This is a genomic window from Thalassotalea sp. LPB0316, assembly GCF_014898095.1.
Lineage (GTDB): Bacteria > Pseudomonadota > Gammaproteobacteria > Enterobacterales > Alteromonadaceae > Thalassotalea_G.
Map to the genome: position 1 here is coordinate 3,168,339 of NZ_CP062946.1, position 15,123 is coordinate 3,183,461.

Sequence of the window (15,123 nt, forward strand, 5' to 3'; positions counted from 1 at the left end):
CCCTTATTATTACTGATTGTTTGATCATAACTTATGGCGATTTCGCAACGACAATTCGATGTGCTCAGTGAAATGGGTATCAAACTGTGGCAACGCAAATCCACACCCGTAAACGAAGCTCAAACAACCACTCAAATAGCGCTAACAAGTGACGCCTTTGCTGATATACAAAACACGGTATTGTTCCAAGATATACTGCTCGCCTTGGCATTAACACCTGATCAAGCGCGATTAATTGACGGGCATATCGATTTGGGGTTGATCAACTGGCAATTCGATAACACGGATAGCTGCACATACACTGACTCACAATTAGTTACACCAACGCTCGAGAAAATCACTGAATCAAGCGAGTTAAAACGCCAACTTTGGCAAGTAATTCAGCATCAGCAAGTATGAAGTTAACGTTTTCACCGATCAGTCAGACAACCGTTGAACGGCTGATGCCTATCGAGCTTGCTTGCCATTCTCATCCATGGACAGAAAAACTGTTAAGAAGCTGTATTGGCGGCCGATATTTTGGCTCATATGCCGAGCTCGATAATCAAGTTGTCGGTTTTTACATTGCGGATAATGTTGTTGGCGAAACGACTTTGATGGATATTTGCGTAGCTCCTGATCATCAAGGCCAAGGTTTCGGCACAAAGATACTACAGCACTACTTTGCTCAAGCAAAACAGCGGCAATGTACCACTGGATTTTTAGAAGTTAGAGCAAGTAACCACAGCGCCAAAATGCTGTATATTAATCACGGCTATATCGAAACAGGCAGACGAACTGGCTATTACCCCAAAGCAGTGGGCTATGAAGATGCCATAGTTATGTGCAAAGAGCTTAGCTAATTACCTAGCTTGTTTTTTCTTGCGCGCATACATCTGTTTATCAGCATGATCGATCAGAGCTTCTATTGAGTTGTGCTGTGATTCGTTATAACTCACCATACCATAGGAAAAAGCAATTTCGTAAGGTTTATCACTGTTGGCATTAAAGGTATCTAGCGCTTGTTGAAAGCGTTCAATCGTTCGCTTAGTTTGGTGGATATTAGCCCCAGTAAACAACACCGCAAACTCATCACCGCCCAGTCGAGCAAGGATATCTGATTCGCGTAATTCTTTTGATAACAAACAGCTAAAAGCGATCAAAACCTCATCGCCCTCTTGGTGGCCATAGCTATCATTGATCGCTTTGAATTTATCTAAATCAAAATATACTAATGACAAATTTAGGTGCATTCGGTGGCACATTTGAAAGCTAAATTCAGCTAAAATGTTAAAACCTCGACGATTAGTGATCCCGGTTAGCTCGTCAAGTGTCGATATTTGCACTGCCTCGAGCTCACGTTCGGCCAAAACAGCTAAATCTTCAAAGTCTCGCAGATCATTGCCACTGAAGGTTCTCGGCTTATCATCAATAATACAAAACGTGCCTAGCCGTACCCCATTAATGCCTTTTAGCGGATAACCAGCGTAAAAACGAATACAAGGTTCATCTAGGACTAGGGGATTATCAGCAAATCGACTATCTTTGGTGGCATCTTCAATCACTAAGCATTCATCCGATAAAATCGCATGACCGCAAAACGAAACATCGCGGCCGGTTTCTTTGACAGGCAAACCAAAGCACGATTTAAACCATTGTCGATCTTCATCCACCAAGCTCACCAGGGCTATGGGCACATTAAACAAGCGCCTTGCCATTCGCGTTAACCGATCAAAGCGTTCTTCGGGTTCAGTATCGAGGATTTTCAAGGCGTGCAGTGCTTGCAAACGTTCAAGTTCGTTATCTGGAATATCGGGGTTTCGCAAAATAGCTCCTTTGCCAACAAAATTTAACGTTGGTCGTGCACTCGACAATGAAACGATGGCCTTTAACAAGTATAGCTTGCGATCGAAAATTAGAAAAAAAATCAGTCAAATAATATGAGCCCAGCACTAAGCTTAAAAATGGACTGTTTTTTAGCCAATAAATCATAAATTTTTATACAATAGTTACTGAATGAATCCAATGTTTTAGGTATAATGTCGCGCTTTTTAGCGATTGAATTGATTTCGCCATTTCAATCCTTGTATTTTTCGTATTCGCCCAACAGGTAACTAGCATGTCTGTACAACAGCAAGAAGTCGATATTCGTCGCACCTTCGCTATCATCTCGCACCCTGATGCCGCCCAGCCTTTCAACGCTTAAAACCACCTTTCATTGCACACCACAATCACATCTCTACGTACTGAATTTAAAGGCTTTTTGTCTTTTTCTCGTTTCTTTGCTTTTCAATGATGTTCAAGCGTAACCTCGGAAAGTGTGTACAAACTTGAGTACAAATTCCGTTTTAGAGGCCTTTGGCGAAATTTCCATGACACAAATCTGGCTGTAGGCCTTGCTGTTACTGGTTTTGATGAAGAAAGTACCTCCTGCTTTTGGCACTTTGGTTTCGACATTACAAAAGCGGAATAAATGCGATCATCTCTAGTTTTTTGTTTATAAGCTTATGAATTTAAAGGGTTCGTCATTGTGGTTTTTGGTGTGTCATCGTTGCGAGTGTACAAACAGTGTGTACAAATTTTTCTCGTTAGGCGTGTTGATTGCTATTCATGACACAAACCGCCTTGTAGCCCTTGTTATTCATAGGTTTGAGCTGAAAAGTACCTAATAGCAACATTTGTGTTTTGATAAGGCTGATCTTCTGAACAAATCATGCATCTTTCTGACCATCAACAAGTGATGAATCAGGCGATGATAGCTTTACATTGATTTTCAGGAGAATGCAGATGACAGCAGTAGCGCACCAGGTAACCCCTTTTCTAACATCTTACGAAGTGATGGCTCGTTACCACATTAGCTATACGACGCTCTGGCGAAGAATAAAAGATGGCAGCTTGCCGCAACCTCGTATCAACCGAAATACGCGAAATAAGCTGTGGCACATTGAAGACTTGGAGGAGTATGAGAAGAAAGAGGACTGAGCCTCTTTCTTTTACTGTCCGAAACGCCAGTTGAACGGAAAGCCTGTCGGCTCGATGATGGTCTCTAGCTGTTGATACCAAACGTCGTAAGCATGACGCATTTCATCCAGGTACTGATATTGGTTGTAGATAGCATCCAACCCTTTTTTGCTGTGGCCAATCATCAACTCGGCAACTTCTTGCGTGGTGATGGCTGACATTCGCGTTCGCATCGTTCTGCGAAGATCATGCATAGACCAGTGTTCCATCTCAACACCAAGCGATCTGCGAGCCCAGATTTTCACATTGTTAGGAATAGTGGTATCAAAGCCATTTGTGGCAAGCTCTTCTTGTCCGTTCGCGGGAAACAAGTAAGTTGATTTGCTCATCTGCATCGCCAGTTCAATCAGATCGATAGCGGGTTTAATTAGTGGCCTCATGATCGGCGCTCCAATTTTCTCACCTTGTTTGCGGATCTCTATGGGCACTGTCCACATTGCAGATTGCAAGTCAAAGTGATGCTTTTCAGCTTGAATGAGTTCGCCCTTGCGCCCTCCCAATAAGAGAAGCAGTTTTATGTAGATGCGATTCTTCTCAGTGATTTTTGACTCATGCAAATAGCGCCAAAGTATCCTGATTTCGTTGTCGTTTAGCACCCGAGTTCGTTTGCCTTTCTTACCGCCGACCTTTTTTGCAGTGATCCCAGCGGCAGCGTTAATTTCCAAAATTTGTTCATCAATCAGCCAGTCATAAAACTTATGCAGCACAGACACTAGGCGTTCTGTGTTTGAAGGGGACGACTCCGAAACCTCACGAAGACAGTTTCTTAAGGACAATTCATTGATGTCAGTTAATGGGTACTTGCCAAGTCGGGGCAGCAAATATATTTCACTGCTGCGTTTTTGGTAGTGCCACGTTTTCTCCTTTAGCCCTTGCTTACCGGCAGAGTCTATCCAGTCTCGAAAAATCGATTCGAAGCTTTGATTAGCAGAATACTTAGCCCGTTCCTGCTGTAGGTAGAGCTTGGGGTTTCGACCTTGATCAAGTACTGCCCTTAACCTATCCAGCTCATTCCTGGCTTCAGCAAGCTTCATAAGTGGGTAAGTACCAATGTCTACCCGCTGTTGCTTGCCATCGAAACGATAACGAAACTGAAAAACAATTTTGCCCTTGGGCGATACCCGAGCACTTAGCCCATCTCGGTCGGCTTTTACTACGGTTTCTTTTGCTTCTTTATTTAACCTGGCATCGAGCCAGCTAACTGATAACGCCATGTTATAAGCCCAGCCCTAGTTTTGATTTTAATGATTGTTTACGTGATTCTGCTTTGGGTTCTGGCGCTGTACTCATAGAAGTCACTTCACCATCTGGTGCAAAGCCATCCACCTGTACAGATGTCGTGGATAGATTGGGTTGGCTCATGTGAATTAACCCAAAGGTGGCCAGCATCCGCAGACGCTCAGCGCGTTCCCGTGGTGGCGTCTTTTCCAATTCTTTGAGCAGTTCAGGGTGGCTCCCTGGGGGAATGTTGACGACGACTCTCATGATCACGCCCCATAAAACCAGAAGCCTCGGACGTTCGCCAAAACAGACTGTTCCGGCACGATGATCTTGCTTCGTGAAAAAATCTCCTTGGCCGCTTCCTTATAAGCCATGGCTCCACCTCCGGCGATCAATACCAAGTCCGCATTGATGCTTTCGTCACGCATGGATTGGCGCATGGCTGTAAGAGCAACAGGCGCTACCTTTTTCATGGCAGCATTCAGATAAGGTGAAATATCGACCTTTTCTCCAAACAGCAGGACCTGCAAGTCGCCGGTTCTCATGGCTTTTTCAAGTCGATCCATTCCGACTTTGGCACCGTGATCTTCTGAAATCAGCTTATCAATGGTTTCCAGTAGCACGGACATTGCCTGAAGACTGGTTCCTGATGAGCTGTAGCGAATTTCTCCGGCCTCAAGAGCAACCCAGTCAACAGAAAAGAAGCCGGGATCTATGACGACGACGCGACCTTCTTCAATCAAGCCCAAATCTCCACCAGTTTGAACCAGATCCATATAGGCACCGGCAGGCTGCGGCAGCACTTTGACATCATGAACTGTGATGCTGCGCTTAGGCGTCACTTGATGGACACCTTTTAAACGCTGCACAAGGTCAGACTTACGTTGTGGTTCATGAAACTGGGAAACCGGTAATCCAGTGACAACCAAATCGATGGATTCTGTTTCAGCCATTAACAAGGCGGCATGAAAAAGTGCCTTATAGGTTTTTGTGGTGGGATATTCCGGGTGAAGCTCTCGTTCCCAGCCTTGAAGGCGTCCAGCAGGAACACCAGCGGCCCAACGCTCATTATCGACTGACACATACAAACAAGTTTCATCATCGCCTCCACCGATACGCTCTGGCATACGATCCGCAGGACCGGCACCCGCAGGCAGAATAATGGTTTTCGGTTCACTGCCTGATTGGCCAATTGCCAGCTTCAGGTTCGAGTAACCGATATCTACGCCTAGTACAAACATACTTATCTCCTGTGCACTCAAAGTGCTCTAACGGTTTTCAATCAACCGCGCTGTTCACGCTTGGGCTATTCCAAGTGCTCTGGCGGTTCACTCAAATGTCATTATCAGGATTCGGTGCACTGGCGGTGGGCAGAAAGGTGACAAATCCTTTCATCTATCTGCCTATTGCATTTTCGCAAAAGTATGAGAATAGGCTCTGTTTGGCGGCGGATGACCTAGTCAAAAAAATCGAGACGCCAAACGTCGTTTGCATTCTGGCCTGAACTCGCCAAACGGTTTGTATCTTCATGACGATACGTCTTTTTAGGCGTTTTTAAGTGAAATCGGGCTGTATCCCTTGTCAGGTATGGGATTGCGCGAGTTGATTTATATCGAGACGCCAAACAGTGATTGTTACGGCAGTTTCACGTTTGGCGTTTCGATCCAAAAGCCAAACGGATAGTGGTTTTGGCTTTTGAGGTTAATTGGATGGGAAAATTGGTTTGGTAGAAATCGTCAATGAACAATGGAAAGCAGAGGTATCAGATTTACTTCAGCAAGAAACGGACAGGCTAAAAGCGCTGGCACGAACTGAAGTTGATGACTTTTGGGTTACCCATTACAAGGTTCGAGAGAATGAGCCCTTTAAAGACTGGGGCCTGCTTGGTGTCCGTATCAGAGACTTTAAGTATGGCTTTGGCATAGAGTGGTACATCAACAGTTTTCACGGTCAACGAGGCAAGCGCGTGGTCTTTAGCAAGGGACTGCGTATTTCAAAGACGAAGCTGAGATACTCATTTTTGGACTGCCAAGGTCTAGCCAAAGAATGGGAGTTAGCGCTGGCCATGGAGAAAGAAGAATTCTTCAGTGATATTCGACGCCAAGTTGATAAGCTCAACATGCTGCGTCGCAGAGTGAATGCCTATTGAGTTAACTGCGCTACTTCACTCGCGGCAACTGGTCCCAGCGTGTTGTGTAGGCGGGAGACAAATGCTCTCGCTTCATCGACCAATCTTTCTTCGTTCCTTGTCCAGCAAAGAAAACCTTTCCGGCACCACTTTGGTTAATGGTGTCCAATACAGACATTAACTGTTGGCTATTAGAGCGGGTCGATACGTCATCGAATAGTCCTGGTTGAAACATGCCTGGATCGTAAAAGTCAGACAGCATGACGCCCGCTTTGGCATAACGAAAACCATCCTTCCAAATTCGCTTGAGTAAGTGATTGGCCAGCTCGATAAAATCCCGCGTATCGCAACTGGGGATTAGCAATTCACCCGATGCAGAGTTGCTGTACTGCGGCTCGTTGTCCTTAAAGGGGCTGGTACGTATAAACACGGTCAGCACTTTGGCTTGCTGCTGTTCTTTGCGAAGCTTCTCAGTGGCGCGGGTTGCGTATTCGCATACGGCTTCACGTAACAATTCAAAGTGCGTCACTTTTACGCCAAATGAACGGCTACAGACGATTTGGTTCTTGATTGGCGGGATCTCTTCTAGTTCAATGCACGACTCACCATTGAGTTCTCTGACGGTTCTTTCTAAAACCACCGAGAACTGGTCTCTGATGGCTCTAGGAGAGGCATTGGCTAGGTCTAAGGCTGTGGTGATACCCAACGCATTTAAACGCTTAGAAAGCCGTCTACCAACGCCCCAAACATCATCAACCGGGACTAATGCGAGCAATCGACGTTGCCGATCTGGATTGGTCAGGTCTACAACCCCCTGAGTGGCTGGATATTTTTTGGCGGCATGGTTTGCCAGTTTGGCGAGTGTTTTTGTCGGTGCAATGCCTACACAGACGGTGATCCCAATCCAGTGGCCTATGCGCTCTCGCACTTGTTGTCCGAACTCGACAAGGGATATGGCAGACTCAATACCGGTTAAATCCAGAAACGCTTCGTCAATGGAGTAGACCTCTACTCGTGGTGCCATCTCCTCCAAAGTGCGCATCACTCGACTGCTCAAATCTGCGTACAGCGCGTAATTGGACGAGAATGCCAAAATGCCATGGCGCTGCATTTCAGCTTTGATCTGAAAGACGGGTACGCCCATTTTTATACCGAGTAACTTAGCTTCACGTGAGCGTGCAACCACGCAGCCGTCATTGTTAGACAGCACCACAACCGGCGTATCTTTTAAATCAGGACGAAACAGCTTCTCACAACTGGCGTAAAAATTGTTGCAGTCCACCAAGGCAAATACAGGCATGGGATACTCACGACTTGCGGCGCATGTTTCGCACCACATTGGTGACCACACCAAATATCTCTAACTCTGTCCCTTCAGGAATATGAATGGGCTCATACACCTGGTTTCTTGGGAGCAGCATGACGCACGGCCTTAGTTGAAGCTCCTTTACCGTGAGTTCACCATGGATACCAGCGATGACAATGTCACCGTGTTCTGCTTGGACAGAGCGATCAACCACCAAAATATCATCTGGGTGAATCCCGGCATCAATCATTGAATCACCTTCAACACGCACAAAGAACGTTGCAGCTGGTCGCTTGATGCACAGCTCGTTGAGGTCGAGCGTTTGCTCAACATAATCCTGCGCTGGGGAGGGAAAACCAGCAGAAACACGTTCCATGAACAATGGAATACGAAGGCGCTTGGCTTTGATGAAGGCAAGTGCGCCGCTACGGCCTATCAGCGAGACACTCATGACGAACCTCGAAAAATCACAATTGATACTGTTTGTTTATACAGTATCTAATGCTATGCTGATTTCTACAAGTAAAATTGTAGGTAAAACTGTAGTTGTTCGAGCAAGACGCTGTGTTGTCGGTGATTTATTTTTTGTGTTGAAAAACTAGATGTGGGGGATCGCTCGCCCTCGTCAAAGCCTGCAAGGCTTGGACAATACTGCTTCTGCCTACTGCTCTTGTTTCTGTTACTGATCCTGTTACTGCTACTGGTTAACGCATGGGTCAAGTAACCGTCAGACAAGGCTTGTTGAACCCTTTGCAAAGGGTTTAAAAACAGTTAGTAAAATTCTGCTTCGTATTGAATTTACTGGCTTAAAGCGAAGTTAGGAGCACCATTAAAATGCTCAGTCGAACTCGGTTCAAGCCTTTTGCAACCGTTTGAAAAGGGGTTGGCTAAGCCATACGTAAAGGGTATCGGTAAGGGTTACCTAAAGGGTTTAGCTAAGGCTTTCTGAAAGGCTTAGCCAAAGCCTTCATACATGGGTTCACCCAGTAGAAAGATTAAAAAAACGCTTAGGTATCCAAGGTGCATTTAGAAAAACCTGTGGCACAGTGAAATCACCTAAAGCGAACAATAGAATTGAAGAGGAACCATCAATGACAAGAGCCCCTGCGCCATTTCCGCTAGAGCGCCTCACGGATATCCCAGAAAGACCAGAAGATTTTAGATTGCTGGAGCGTATTCCATTAACCCGTGAGCCGCAGTCCTGGCCACTTGAACTTTCTCCTATGGTCGGTGATGAACAGCCAATGGTGCTGCTCGATACAGAGACAACCGGACTGTCTGCCGATGATGAGTCCATTATTGAGCTTGGTATGGTTAAGGTGCTTTACAGCCCCTCTGCTCAGCGGATTGTGTCGATTGTTGATGTGATCAGCCTGTATGAAGATCCCGGCAAGCCAATCCCCGAGCTGATTACCGAGTTAACCGGCATCACCGATGAGATGGTGCAAGGCCAGCGCATTGATGATGCTCTGGTAGCGAGTTGGTTATCCGATGATCCGCTGGTGGTTGCGCACAATGCACAGTTTGATCGTCCTTTCTTTGAAAAGCGTTTTGCTGCATTAGGACATCTATCTTGGGCCTGTTCAGCCAGTGGAATAGATTGGAAGGCGCTGGGTTTTGAAAGTCGAAAGCTTGAGTACCTGCTGCTTCGCTTAGGTTGGTTCTATGAAGGACACCGAGCTGCAACCGATTGTTTGGCGATGGCCTGGTTGTTTCATTTGTTGCCCGAGTCCGTTGCAAACTTGTTGTCTGAAGCAGACAGGCGAACTGTGTTAGTTCGTGCGTTTGGTGCGCCGTTTGACGTAAAGGACTATTTAAAAGAGCGTGGTTACCGCTGGCATGACGGTGTTAAAGGTGCCAACAAACATTGGTGGCGCGAAATCAGCGAAGACGAGTTGCCGCAGGAACAAACTTACCTGGATGATTTGTATCATCGTGGCTCAGAACATGCCCACTATGACTACAAAGATGCCCGCAATCGATTTAAAGCTTTGTAGCTCTCTACAAGGCAAGCCTTGCATATTTGAAAACCTCTGGAAAATGGAAAGTGAACTCATGGTTTAACCAACAAGAGGAATCTTTCCATGTACCAAGACACCTACATTGAATACTGGGGCGAAATCTTCGTCTCTGCCCGCATCATTGAATTTGGCATCACGTTCGAGCGCTTTCTTAAAGATCCATGGAAGCACTTGATGTCCTGTGGCCAAGAGTCTGCCCCAGACGCGATTGCTGAAGGAATGCTGCCATTGCTACCAGCCCAGGCAGAAGTTGCTAGGCGTGTTCGGGAAAGTGAGCAACGAGCCCTGATGTCCACGAACTCGGAAAAAGGGAAGTCTCAAAGCAGTAACATCGTGGTGCCACTGGTTCGGGTAGCGCATTGATAGCGGCTATCAGCAATGACACGAAACAAGGCCTTCACGCCCATAACTGAGCGGCAATTGCAATCAAGATCAAAAAGTTGCCGCTTAGTCTTCCCTACAAAATAATTTGTGATAGGATGATACCTAATAAAATTAATTAGGTTGAAGCCTATTCAGTGTTTTATGGCCATCTGTCCAGCTTCAACCGGTAGAGATTGATTAGTCATTGCGGATAAAGAGCAGCATTGAGTGACGCTTTTCAATGTGATTACGCGATGTCGGTCCGTATTTTATAAACAGAGTTTTAAGAATCTGGTTGAATTGGATAAACAAGACGCATGACAAATGATGGTCTGAAACAAACGGTAGTGGCGAAGTCAGATAGGCTTTCGCAGATAGCGCAGTTGCCACAAGCAACCAGGGATCGCATTGCCCACATCGATTTCACCTTATTGTTTAAGGGCGAAGCGGTGCGGGCGGATTTAGTCGATCGCTTCAGTATAGCCGCCGCACAAGCAACGAAAGACTTCACCATGTACAGAGAGCTTGCGCCAGGCAACATTGAGTATGACCAAAAGCTCAAGTTGCACAAGCGCGGTGAAGCATTTGAGCCCTTGTTCGACTACGACGTTGTGAGAACGCTGGCAACCATTAGCCAAGGGTACGGCGATGGCTTTACTGGAAAGGTAAAACCACCTCTTGCGTGTGAAGCGCCTTATCACCTTAACAAGCCGAGCTTATCGATAGTAGCGAAAGTCACCGAGGCCATACACAAAGGCAAAGCCTTGCGTATCACCTATGTATCGTTATCGAGCGGTGAAACCACGCGTGAAATTGTGCCGCATACGCTGGTAGACAATGGCCTGCGTTGGCACGTTCGTGGTTATGACCGCAAGCATAATGAGTTCCGTGACTTTGTGCTTACCCGAATTAAAGCAGCGGTTGTGCTTGAGGATTCGAGGTTGTCTGAAACCGAGCTCGAAACCCAAGACCGGCAATGGAACCGATTTGTAGAGCTGGAGTTAGTGCCACACCCACGCATAGAGCACAGCGAAGCGATAGAGCTGGACTATGGCATGACGGAGGGCGTGATGAAGGTTGAAATCAGAGCAGCAACTGCGGGGTACATGCTTCGGCTTTGGAATGTCGATTGCTCCAAAGAGGCTCAGTTAAAAACACCCGAATTCCATTTATGGCTAAAAAATTATCAAACTTTATACGGTGTCGGTAACCTTGCGATTGCGCCTGGTTTCGATATGGTCACAGAATAGGAAATAACATGAACAAGCAACAATTAGCCGCAAAAATCTGGGAATCAGCAAACCAGATGCGCTCAAAAATCGAAGCTAACGAATACAAAGACTACATCTTAGGTTTCATTTTTTACAAGTACCTGAGCGACCAATTAGTTCAGTTTGTCACCAAAGAGGGCATGACACCTGAAGACATTAATGCCCTAAACGAAGAAGACGCGGACACGGTCAAGTACATTCAAGACAATCTAGGCTATTTCATCGCTTATGATAACTTATTTTCAACATGGATTGCTCCAGAGTCCGACTTCGACGAGTCTAACGTGCGCGATGCGCTATCCGCCTTTAGCCGTTTGATTTCTCCTACCTACAAAAAATTGTTTGAAGGTATTTTCACCACACTCGAAACGGGTCTTAGCAAACTGGGTGAAAGCGCGGGTAAACGTACTAAAGCCATTAGTGACTTACTTCATTTAATCAAAAGTATCCCAATGAACGGTAAGCAAGGCTATGACGTACTGGGTTACATCTATGAATACCTGATTGAGAAATTTGCCGCCAATGCCGGTAAAAAAGCCGGTGAGTTCTATACGCCGCATGAAGTCTCGGTACTGATGTCGCACATCATCGCCCACGAATTAAAACACAAAGACACCATCGAGATTTACGACCCAACGTCGGGCTCGGGTTCGTTACTGATCAATATTGGTGAAGCGGTCGAAAAATACGCCAAAAGCAAAGACAGCATTACCTATTATGCTCAAGAGTTGAAAGCCAATACGTATAACTTGACTCGTATGAACCTGATCATGCGCGGGATTAAAGCCAGCAACATCAAAACCCGTAACGGTGACACCTTAGAAGACGATTGGCCATACTTTGATGAAAACGATCCGCAAGGTACTTATCATGCGCTGTATGTGGATGCGGTCGTTTCTAACCCGCCTTACTCGCAACCGTGGGACCCAATTTTTAAAGACAGCGACCCACGTTACTCGCGTTTTGGCTTAGCGCCCAAAACCAAAGCAGACTTTGCCTTTTTGCTGCATGATCTTTATCACCTAAAACCCGATGGCATTATGACCATTGTCTTGCCCCACGGCGTACTCTTTAGAGGTGGTGAAGAAGGGGAAATTCGCAAGCAATTAATTGAGCAAAACCACATTGATGCCATTATCGGCTTACCAGCTAACATCTTTTTTGGTACTGGTATTCCTACCGTTATTTTGGTGCTCAAGCAGAAGCGTGAAAACAATGACGTATTAATTGTGGATGCCTCCAAGCACTTTGTTAAAGAAGGTAAAAACAATAAACTGCAAGCCAGTGACATCAAGCGCATTGTTGATGCGGTCATTAACCGCGACAGCATCGAAAAATTCTCGCAAGTGGTGAGTAAGCAAACCCTGCGCGACAATGGCTACAACTTAAACATACCCCGTTATGTAGATGCGTCACCAGCGGCTGAAAGCTGGGATTTACACGCCACTATGCTCGGCGGTATCCCTAATAGCGAAATTGCGCAGTTACACCAATATTGGCAATCATTCCCGCAATTGCATGATGCGCTGTTTGTGGCCAAGTCTGCCGCCTACAGTGAATTAGCTATTGCCAAACGAGACGTTAATGCAACCATTACCCTGCATCCACAAGTCATCGAATTTATCAGTGCTTATAACCAAGCTTTTGCTGGATTTGATGACTATTTGAACAATACACTTATTCAAGGCTGGCAAGATGTTAACCGTAACCAGCAAGAGCCTGAATTAAGCACCGAGTTATTCACACGCTTAAGCAGCGTTGCCCTCATCGACAAGTACCAGGCCTATCAGTTTTTAAACAACCAATGGCAAGTTATCAGTACCGATTTGGAAGTGATGCAAACCGAAGGCTTCGCCGCCACTAAGCAAGTTGACCCTAATATCGTGGTTAAAAAGGTTAAGGGCAAAGACACCGAAGTACAAGATGGCTGGAAAGGCCACATCATGCCATTTGATTTAGTACAACAAACCTACTTGAGCGATGACCTAGCGGCACTGGCAAAACAAGAAAACCGCCTTGCCGAAATCGCTAGCACGCTGGACGAAATACTTGAATCTCTAAGTGAAGAAGACAAAGAGCAAGACACAGTAAAAGAAAGCAAAGACGGCTTTGCCAATGCCGAAGTGGCCAAGGCGGCCAAAGCCTTCTTGAAAGAACAGAAAGACAGCAAAGTTAAATTTGAAAAGGAAAGCTACGAAGCCAAGATAATTGCGGCGAGTAAACTCATCGACGAAGAGAAGAAGCTGAAAAAAGCGGTCAAAGAAGCACAAGTCGCCCTGCACTTAAAAACTAAAACCACCATCGAAGGGTTAAGCGATGAGCAAGTGTACGAATTGCTGCACCTAAAATGGATCGAGCCATTAAGCCAAGAGCTTGCTGCCATGCCAAGTGTCGTGATTTCAGATTTGACCAACCAAGTACAATCCCTTGCCGATAAATATGCGGTGACCTATTCGCAAGTGGCTAATGAGATTAAAACCACCGAACAAGAACTAGCTGACATGATGGGCGAACTCACCGGCAATGAGTTTGATATGCAGGGCTTGAATGAGCTTACCAGCTTGTTGAAGGGGGCATAGGCATGAATGTTGAAAAGAATGTGCCTGTTCTTCGCTTTGAGGGGTTTAGTGATGAATGGGTAGAAAAGCCCCTAAATCATGAAGTTGAGCTTTTTAGCGGACTTACATACTCACCAAAAGATATTAGAAAAGAGGGGGTTTTTGTAATTCGCTCTTCGAATGTTAAGAATGGACAAATTGTTCAGGCCGATAATGTGTATGTGAATCCTGAAGTAGTCAATTGCAGTAATGTGAAAGAAGGTGACATTATTGTTGTTGTTCGTAACGGTTCAAGAGCTTTAATTGGAAAGCATGCACAAGTTAACTCATTGATGGATAACACCGTTATTGGGGCTTTTATGACTGGGGTGCGAGCCAGTTACCCCGAGTTTATTAATGCATTGTTTGATACTGATAAATTTAAAGCGCAAGTTGAGAAAAACTTAGGCGCAACTATTAATCAGATTACCAATGGCGCTTTTAATAGCATGGTATTTATGTTCCCTGAGGGACAAGAAAAAACCGCAATCGGCAACACCTTCCAGAAACTCGACAACCTAATCAACCAGCACCAACAAAAGCATGAAAAGCTCAGCAGCCTTAAAAAGGCCATGCTGGAAAAGATGTTTCCTAAGCAAGGCAAAACGATCCCTGAAATCCGCTTTAAAGGGTTTAGTGGTGAGTGGGAGGTGCGCAGTTGGCGAGATACGGTTGATATTTCAACAAATATGGTTGATCCAAGGTCTAGCCAGTATGGCGAGCTATTTCATGTCGGCCCAGGGAACATAGAGTCTTTCACCGGCATGTTTTATAACAATGTCTTAAAAGTAAAAGATAGCAATTTAATAAGCGGGAAATTCCACTTTAATAAGGGTGACATTATTTATGGGAAAATCAATCCTCAACTAGCAAAGTATGTTATAGCGCCATTTGAAGGTCTTGCAAGTGCCGACGCATATGTTTTGAGTGCAAAAAATGGAGTGGTTCAGAATTATTTATATGCAATTCTGCAAACTGAAGATTTTTACAAATATACGGTGTCTGTTTCATCGCGTACTGGTATGCCAAAAATAAATAGAGATGAGCTGAATATTTATAGTTACTTGTCACCCGATGAAGCAGAACAAGAAAGAATTGGCAGCTACTTCCAAAAACTTGATGCTCTAATAAATCAACACCAACAACAAATCACCAAACTTAATAACATCAAGCAAGCCTGCTTGAGCAAAATGTTTGTTTAGCAGGGAGCACCAAC

At 45.4% G+C, this 15,123-nt stretch carries 15 protein-coding genes; 9 read left to right on the forward strand and 6 right to left on the reverse strand.

Features of this window, described 5'->3' with window-relative positions:
• Positions 1–33 precede the first annotated feature (33 nt).
• Together LP316_RS14275 and rimI are read left to right on the forward strand one after the other, a co-directional pair.
• Complete coding sequence (locus LP316_RS14275) at positions 34–399, forward strand: DNA polymerase III subunit psi (protein WP_193021814.1); 366 nt, start codon at positions 34–36, stop codon at positions 397–399.
• Positions 396–842, forward strand: coding sequence for a ribosomal protein S18-alanine N-acetyltransferase (gene rimI, locus LP316_RS14280; RefSeq protein WP_193021815.1), 447 nt, complete (start codon positions 396–398; stop codon positions 840–842). Before LP316_RS14275 ends, rimI begins: the two co-directional genes overlap by 4 nt.
• On the opposite strand, the gene LP316_RS14285 is transcribed toward rimI, so the two are convergent.
• Positions 843–1,805 carry a sensor domain-containing diguanylate cyclase gene (locus LP316_RS14285; protein ID WP_193021816.1) on the reverse strand — a complete coding sequence of 321 codons (963 nt, stop codon included), beginning with the start codon at positions 1,803–1,805 and terminating at the stop codon, positions 843–845. It lies immediately after the preceding gene.
• Between the two features lie 961 nt (positions 1,806–2,766).
• Here LP316_RS14285 and LP316_RS14290 point away from each other — a divergent pair.
• Positions 2,767–2,961 (forward strand): helix-turn-helix transcriptional regulator, encoded by a 195-nt coding sequence (locus LP316_RS14290; RefSeq protein ID WP_000127614.1) that lies wholly within the window; start codon positions 2,767–2,769, stop codon positions 2,959–2,961.
• A gap of 11 nt (positions 2,962–2,972) precedes the next feature.
• On the opposite strand, the gene LP316_RS14295 is transcribed toward LP316_RS14290, so the two are convergent.
• The 3 genes from LP316_RS14295 to LP316_RS14305 are packed head-to-tail and all read right to left on the reverse strand — an operon-like array spanning position 2,973 to position 5,462.
• A complete protein-coding gene (locus LP316_RS14295; RefSeq protein WP_096036025.1) occupies positions 2,973–4,214 on the reverse strand; it encodes a tyrosine-type recombinase/integrase in 1,242 nt (413 codons plus the stop codon).
• A 1-nt stretch (position 4,215) separates the two neighbouring features.
• Positions 4,216–4,485 carry a hypothetical protein gene (locus tag LP316_RS14300; RefSeq protein WP_193023929.1) on the reverse strand — a complete coding sequence of 90 codons (270 nt, stop codon included), beginning with the start codon at positions 4,483–4,485 and terminating at the stop codon, positions 4,216–4,218.
• Positions 4,486–4,487: 2 nt separating this feature from the next.
• A complete protein-coding gene (locus LP316_RS14305) occupies positions 4,488–5,462 on the reverse strand; it encodes a ParM/StbA family protein (RefSeq protein ID WP_001963822.1) in 975 nt (324 codons plus the stop codon).
• A 464-nt stretch (positions 5,463–5,926) separates the two neighbouring features.
• Between LP316_RS14305 and mobI the strand changes: the two genes are divergently transcribed.
• Positions 5,927–6,370, forward strand: coding sequence for a conjugative transfer protein MobI(A/C) (gene mobI / locus LP316_RS14310; RefSeq protein WP_193021817.1), 444 nt, complete (start codon positions 5,927–5,929; stop codon positions 6,368–6,370).
• 10 nt (positions 6,371–6,380) lie between these two features.
• Here the strand turns inward: mobI and umuC are convergent, their stop codons facing one another.
• Positions 6,381–7,649: a translesion error-prone DNA polymerase V subunit UmuC gene (gene umuC, locus LP316_RS14315; RefSeq protein ID WP_193021818.1), complete on the reverse strand. Its 1,269-nt coding sequence runs from the start codon at positions 7,647–7,649 to the stop codon at positions 6,381–6,383.
• A gap of 7 nt (positions 7,650–7,656) precedes the next feature.
• The gene (gene umuD / locus LP316_RS14320; protein ID WP_031500429.1) at positions 7,657–8,106 is read right to left on the reverse strand and encodes a translesion error-prone DNA polymerase V autoproteolytic subunit; all 450 of its coding nucleotides are present in this window, start codon (positions 8,104–8,106) and stop codon (positions 7,657–7,659) included.
• 640 nt (positions 8,107–8,746) lie between these two features.
• Here umuD and LP316_RS14325 point away from each other — a divergent pair.
• The 5 genes from LP316_RS14325 (at position 8,747) to LP316_RS14345 (ending at position 15,109) form a co-directional block, all read left to right on the forward strand.
• Positions 8,747–9,652, forward strand: a complete 906-nt coding sequence (locus LP316_RS14325) for a 3'-5' exonuclease (protein WP_193021819.1) — start codon at positions 8,747–8,749, stop codon at positions 9,650–9,652.
• A gap of 87 nt (positions 9,653–9,739) precedes the next feature.
• Positions 9,740–10,039 carry a hypothetical protein gene (locus tag LP316_RS14330; RefSeq protein ID WP_032469903.1) on the forward strand — a complete coding sequence of 100 codons (300 nt, stop codon included), beginning with the start codon at positions 9,740–9,742 and terminating at the stop codon, positions 10,037–10,039.
• 317 nt (positions 10,040–10,356) lie between these two features.
• The gene (locus LP316_RS14335; RefSeq protein WP_193021820.1) at positions 10,357–11,289 is read left to right on the forward strand and encodes a WYL domain-containing protein; all 933 of its coding nucleotides are present in this window, start codon (positions 10,357–10,359) and stop codon (positions 11,287–11,289) included.
• An 8-nt stretch (positions 11,290–11,297) separates the two neighbouring features.
• A complete protein-coding gene (locus LP316_RS14340; protein WP_193021821.1) occupies positions 11,298–13,889 on the forward strand; it encodes a type I restriction-modification system subunit M in 2,592 nt (863 codons plus the stop codon).
• Positions 13,890–13,891: 2 nt separating this feature from the next.
• Positions 13,892–15,109 carry a restriction endonuclease subunit S gene (locus tag LP316_RS14345; protein WP_193021822.1) on the forward strand — a complete coding sequence of 406 codons (1,218 nt, stop codon included), beginning with the start codon at positions 13,892–13,894 and terminating at the stop codon, positions 15,107–15,109.
• Positions 15,110–15,123 lie beyond the last annotated feature (14 nt).

Bases quoted from the DNA above. Each gene is read 5' to 3' on its own strand.
- umuD (WP_031500429.1), bottom strand. From the start codon at position 8,106: ATGAGTGTCTCGCTGATAGGCCGTAGCGGCGCACTTGCCTTCATCAAA.
- rimI (WP_193021815.1), top strand. From the start codon at position 396: ATGAAGTTAACGTTTTCACCGATCAGTCAGACAACCGTTGAACGGCTG.
- LP316_RS14305 (WP_001963822.1), bottom strand. From the start codon at position 5,462: ATGTTTGTACTAGGCGTAGATATCGGTTACTCGAACCTGAAGCTGGCA.
- LP316_RS14275 (WP_193021814.1), top strand. From the start codon at position 34: ATGGCGATTTCGCAACGACAATTCGATGTGCTCAGTGAAATGGGTATC.
- LP316_RS14345 (WP_193021822.1), top strand. From the start codon at position 13,892: ATGAATGTTGAAAAGAATGTGCCTGTTCTTCGCTTTGAGGGGTTTAGT.
- LP316_RS14330 (WP_032469903.1), top strand. From the start codon at position 9,740: ATGTACCAAGACACCTACATTGAATACTGGGGCGAAATCTTCGTCTCT.
- LP316_RS14290 (WP_000127614.1), top strand. From the start codon at position 2,767: ATGACAGCAGTAGCGCACCAGGTAACCCCTTTTCTAACATCTTACGAA.
- LP316_RS14340 (WP_193021821.1), top strand. From the start codon at position 11,298: ATGAACAAGCAACAATTAGCCGCAAAAATCTGGGAATCAGCAAACCAG.
- LP316_RS14295 (WP_096036025.1), bottom strand. From the start codon at position 4,214: ATGGCGTTATCAGTTAGCTGGCTCGATGCCAGGTTAAATAAAGAAGCA.
- LP316_RS14335 (WP_193021820.1), top strand. From the start codon at position 10,357: ATGACAAATGATGGTCTGAAACAAACGGTAGTGGCGAAGTCAGATAGG.
- LP316_RS14300 (WP_193023929.1), bottom strand. From the start codon at position 4,485: ATGAGAGTCGTCGTCAACATTCCCCCAGGGAGCCACCCTGAACTGCTC.
- LP316_RS14325 (WP_193021819.1), top strand. From the start codon at position 8,747: ATGACAAGAGCCCCTGCGCCATTTCCGCTAGAGCGCCTCACGGATATC.
- umuC (WP_193021818.1), bottom strand. From the start codon at position 7,649: ATGCCTGTATTTGCCTTGGTGGACTGCAACAATTTTTACGCCAGTTGT.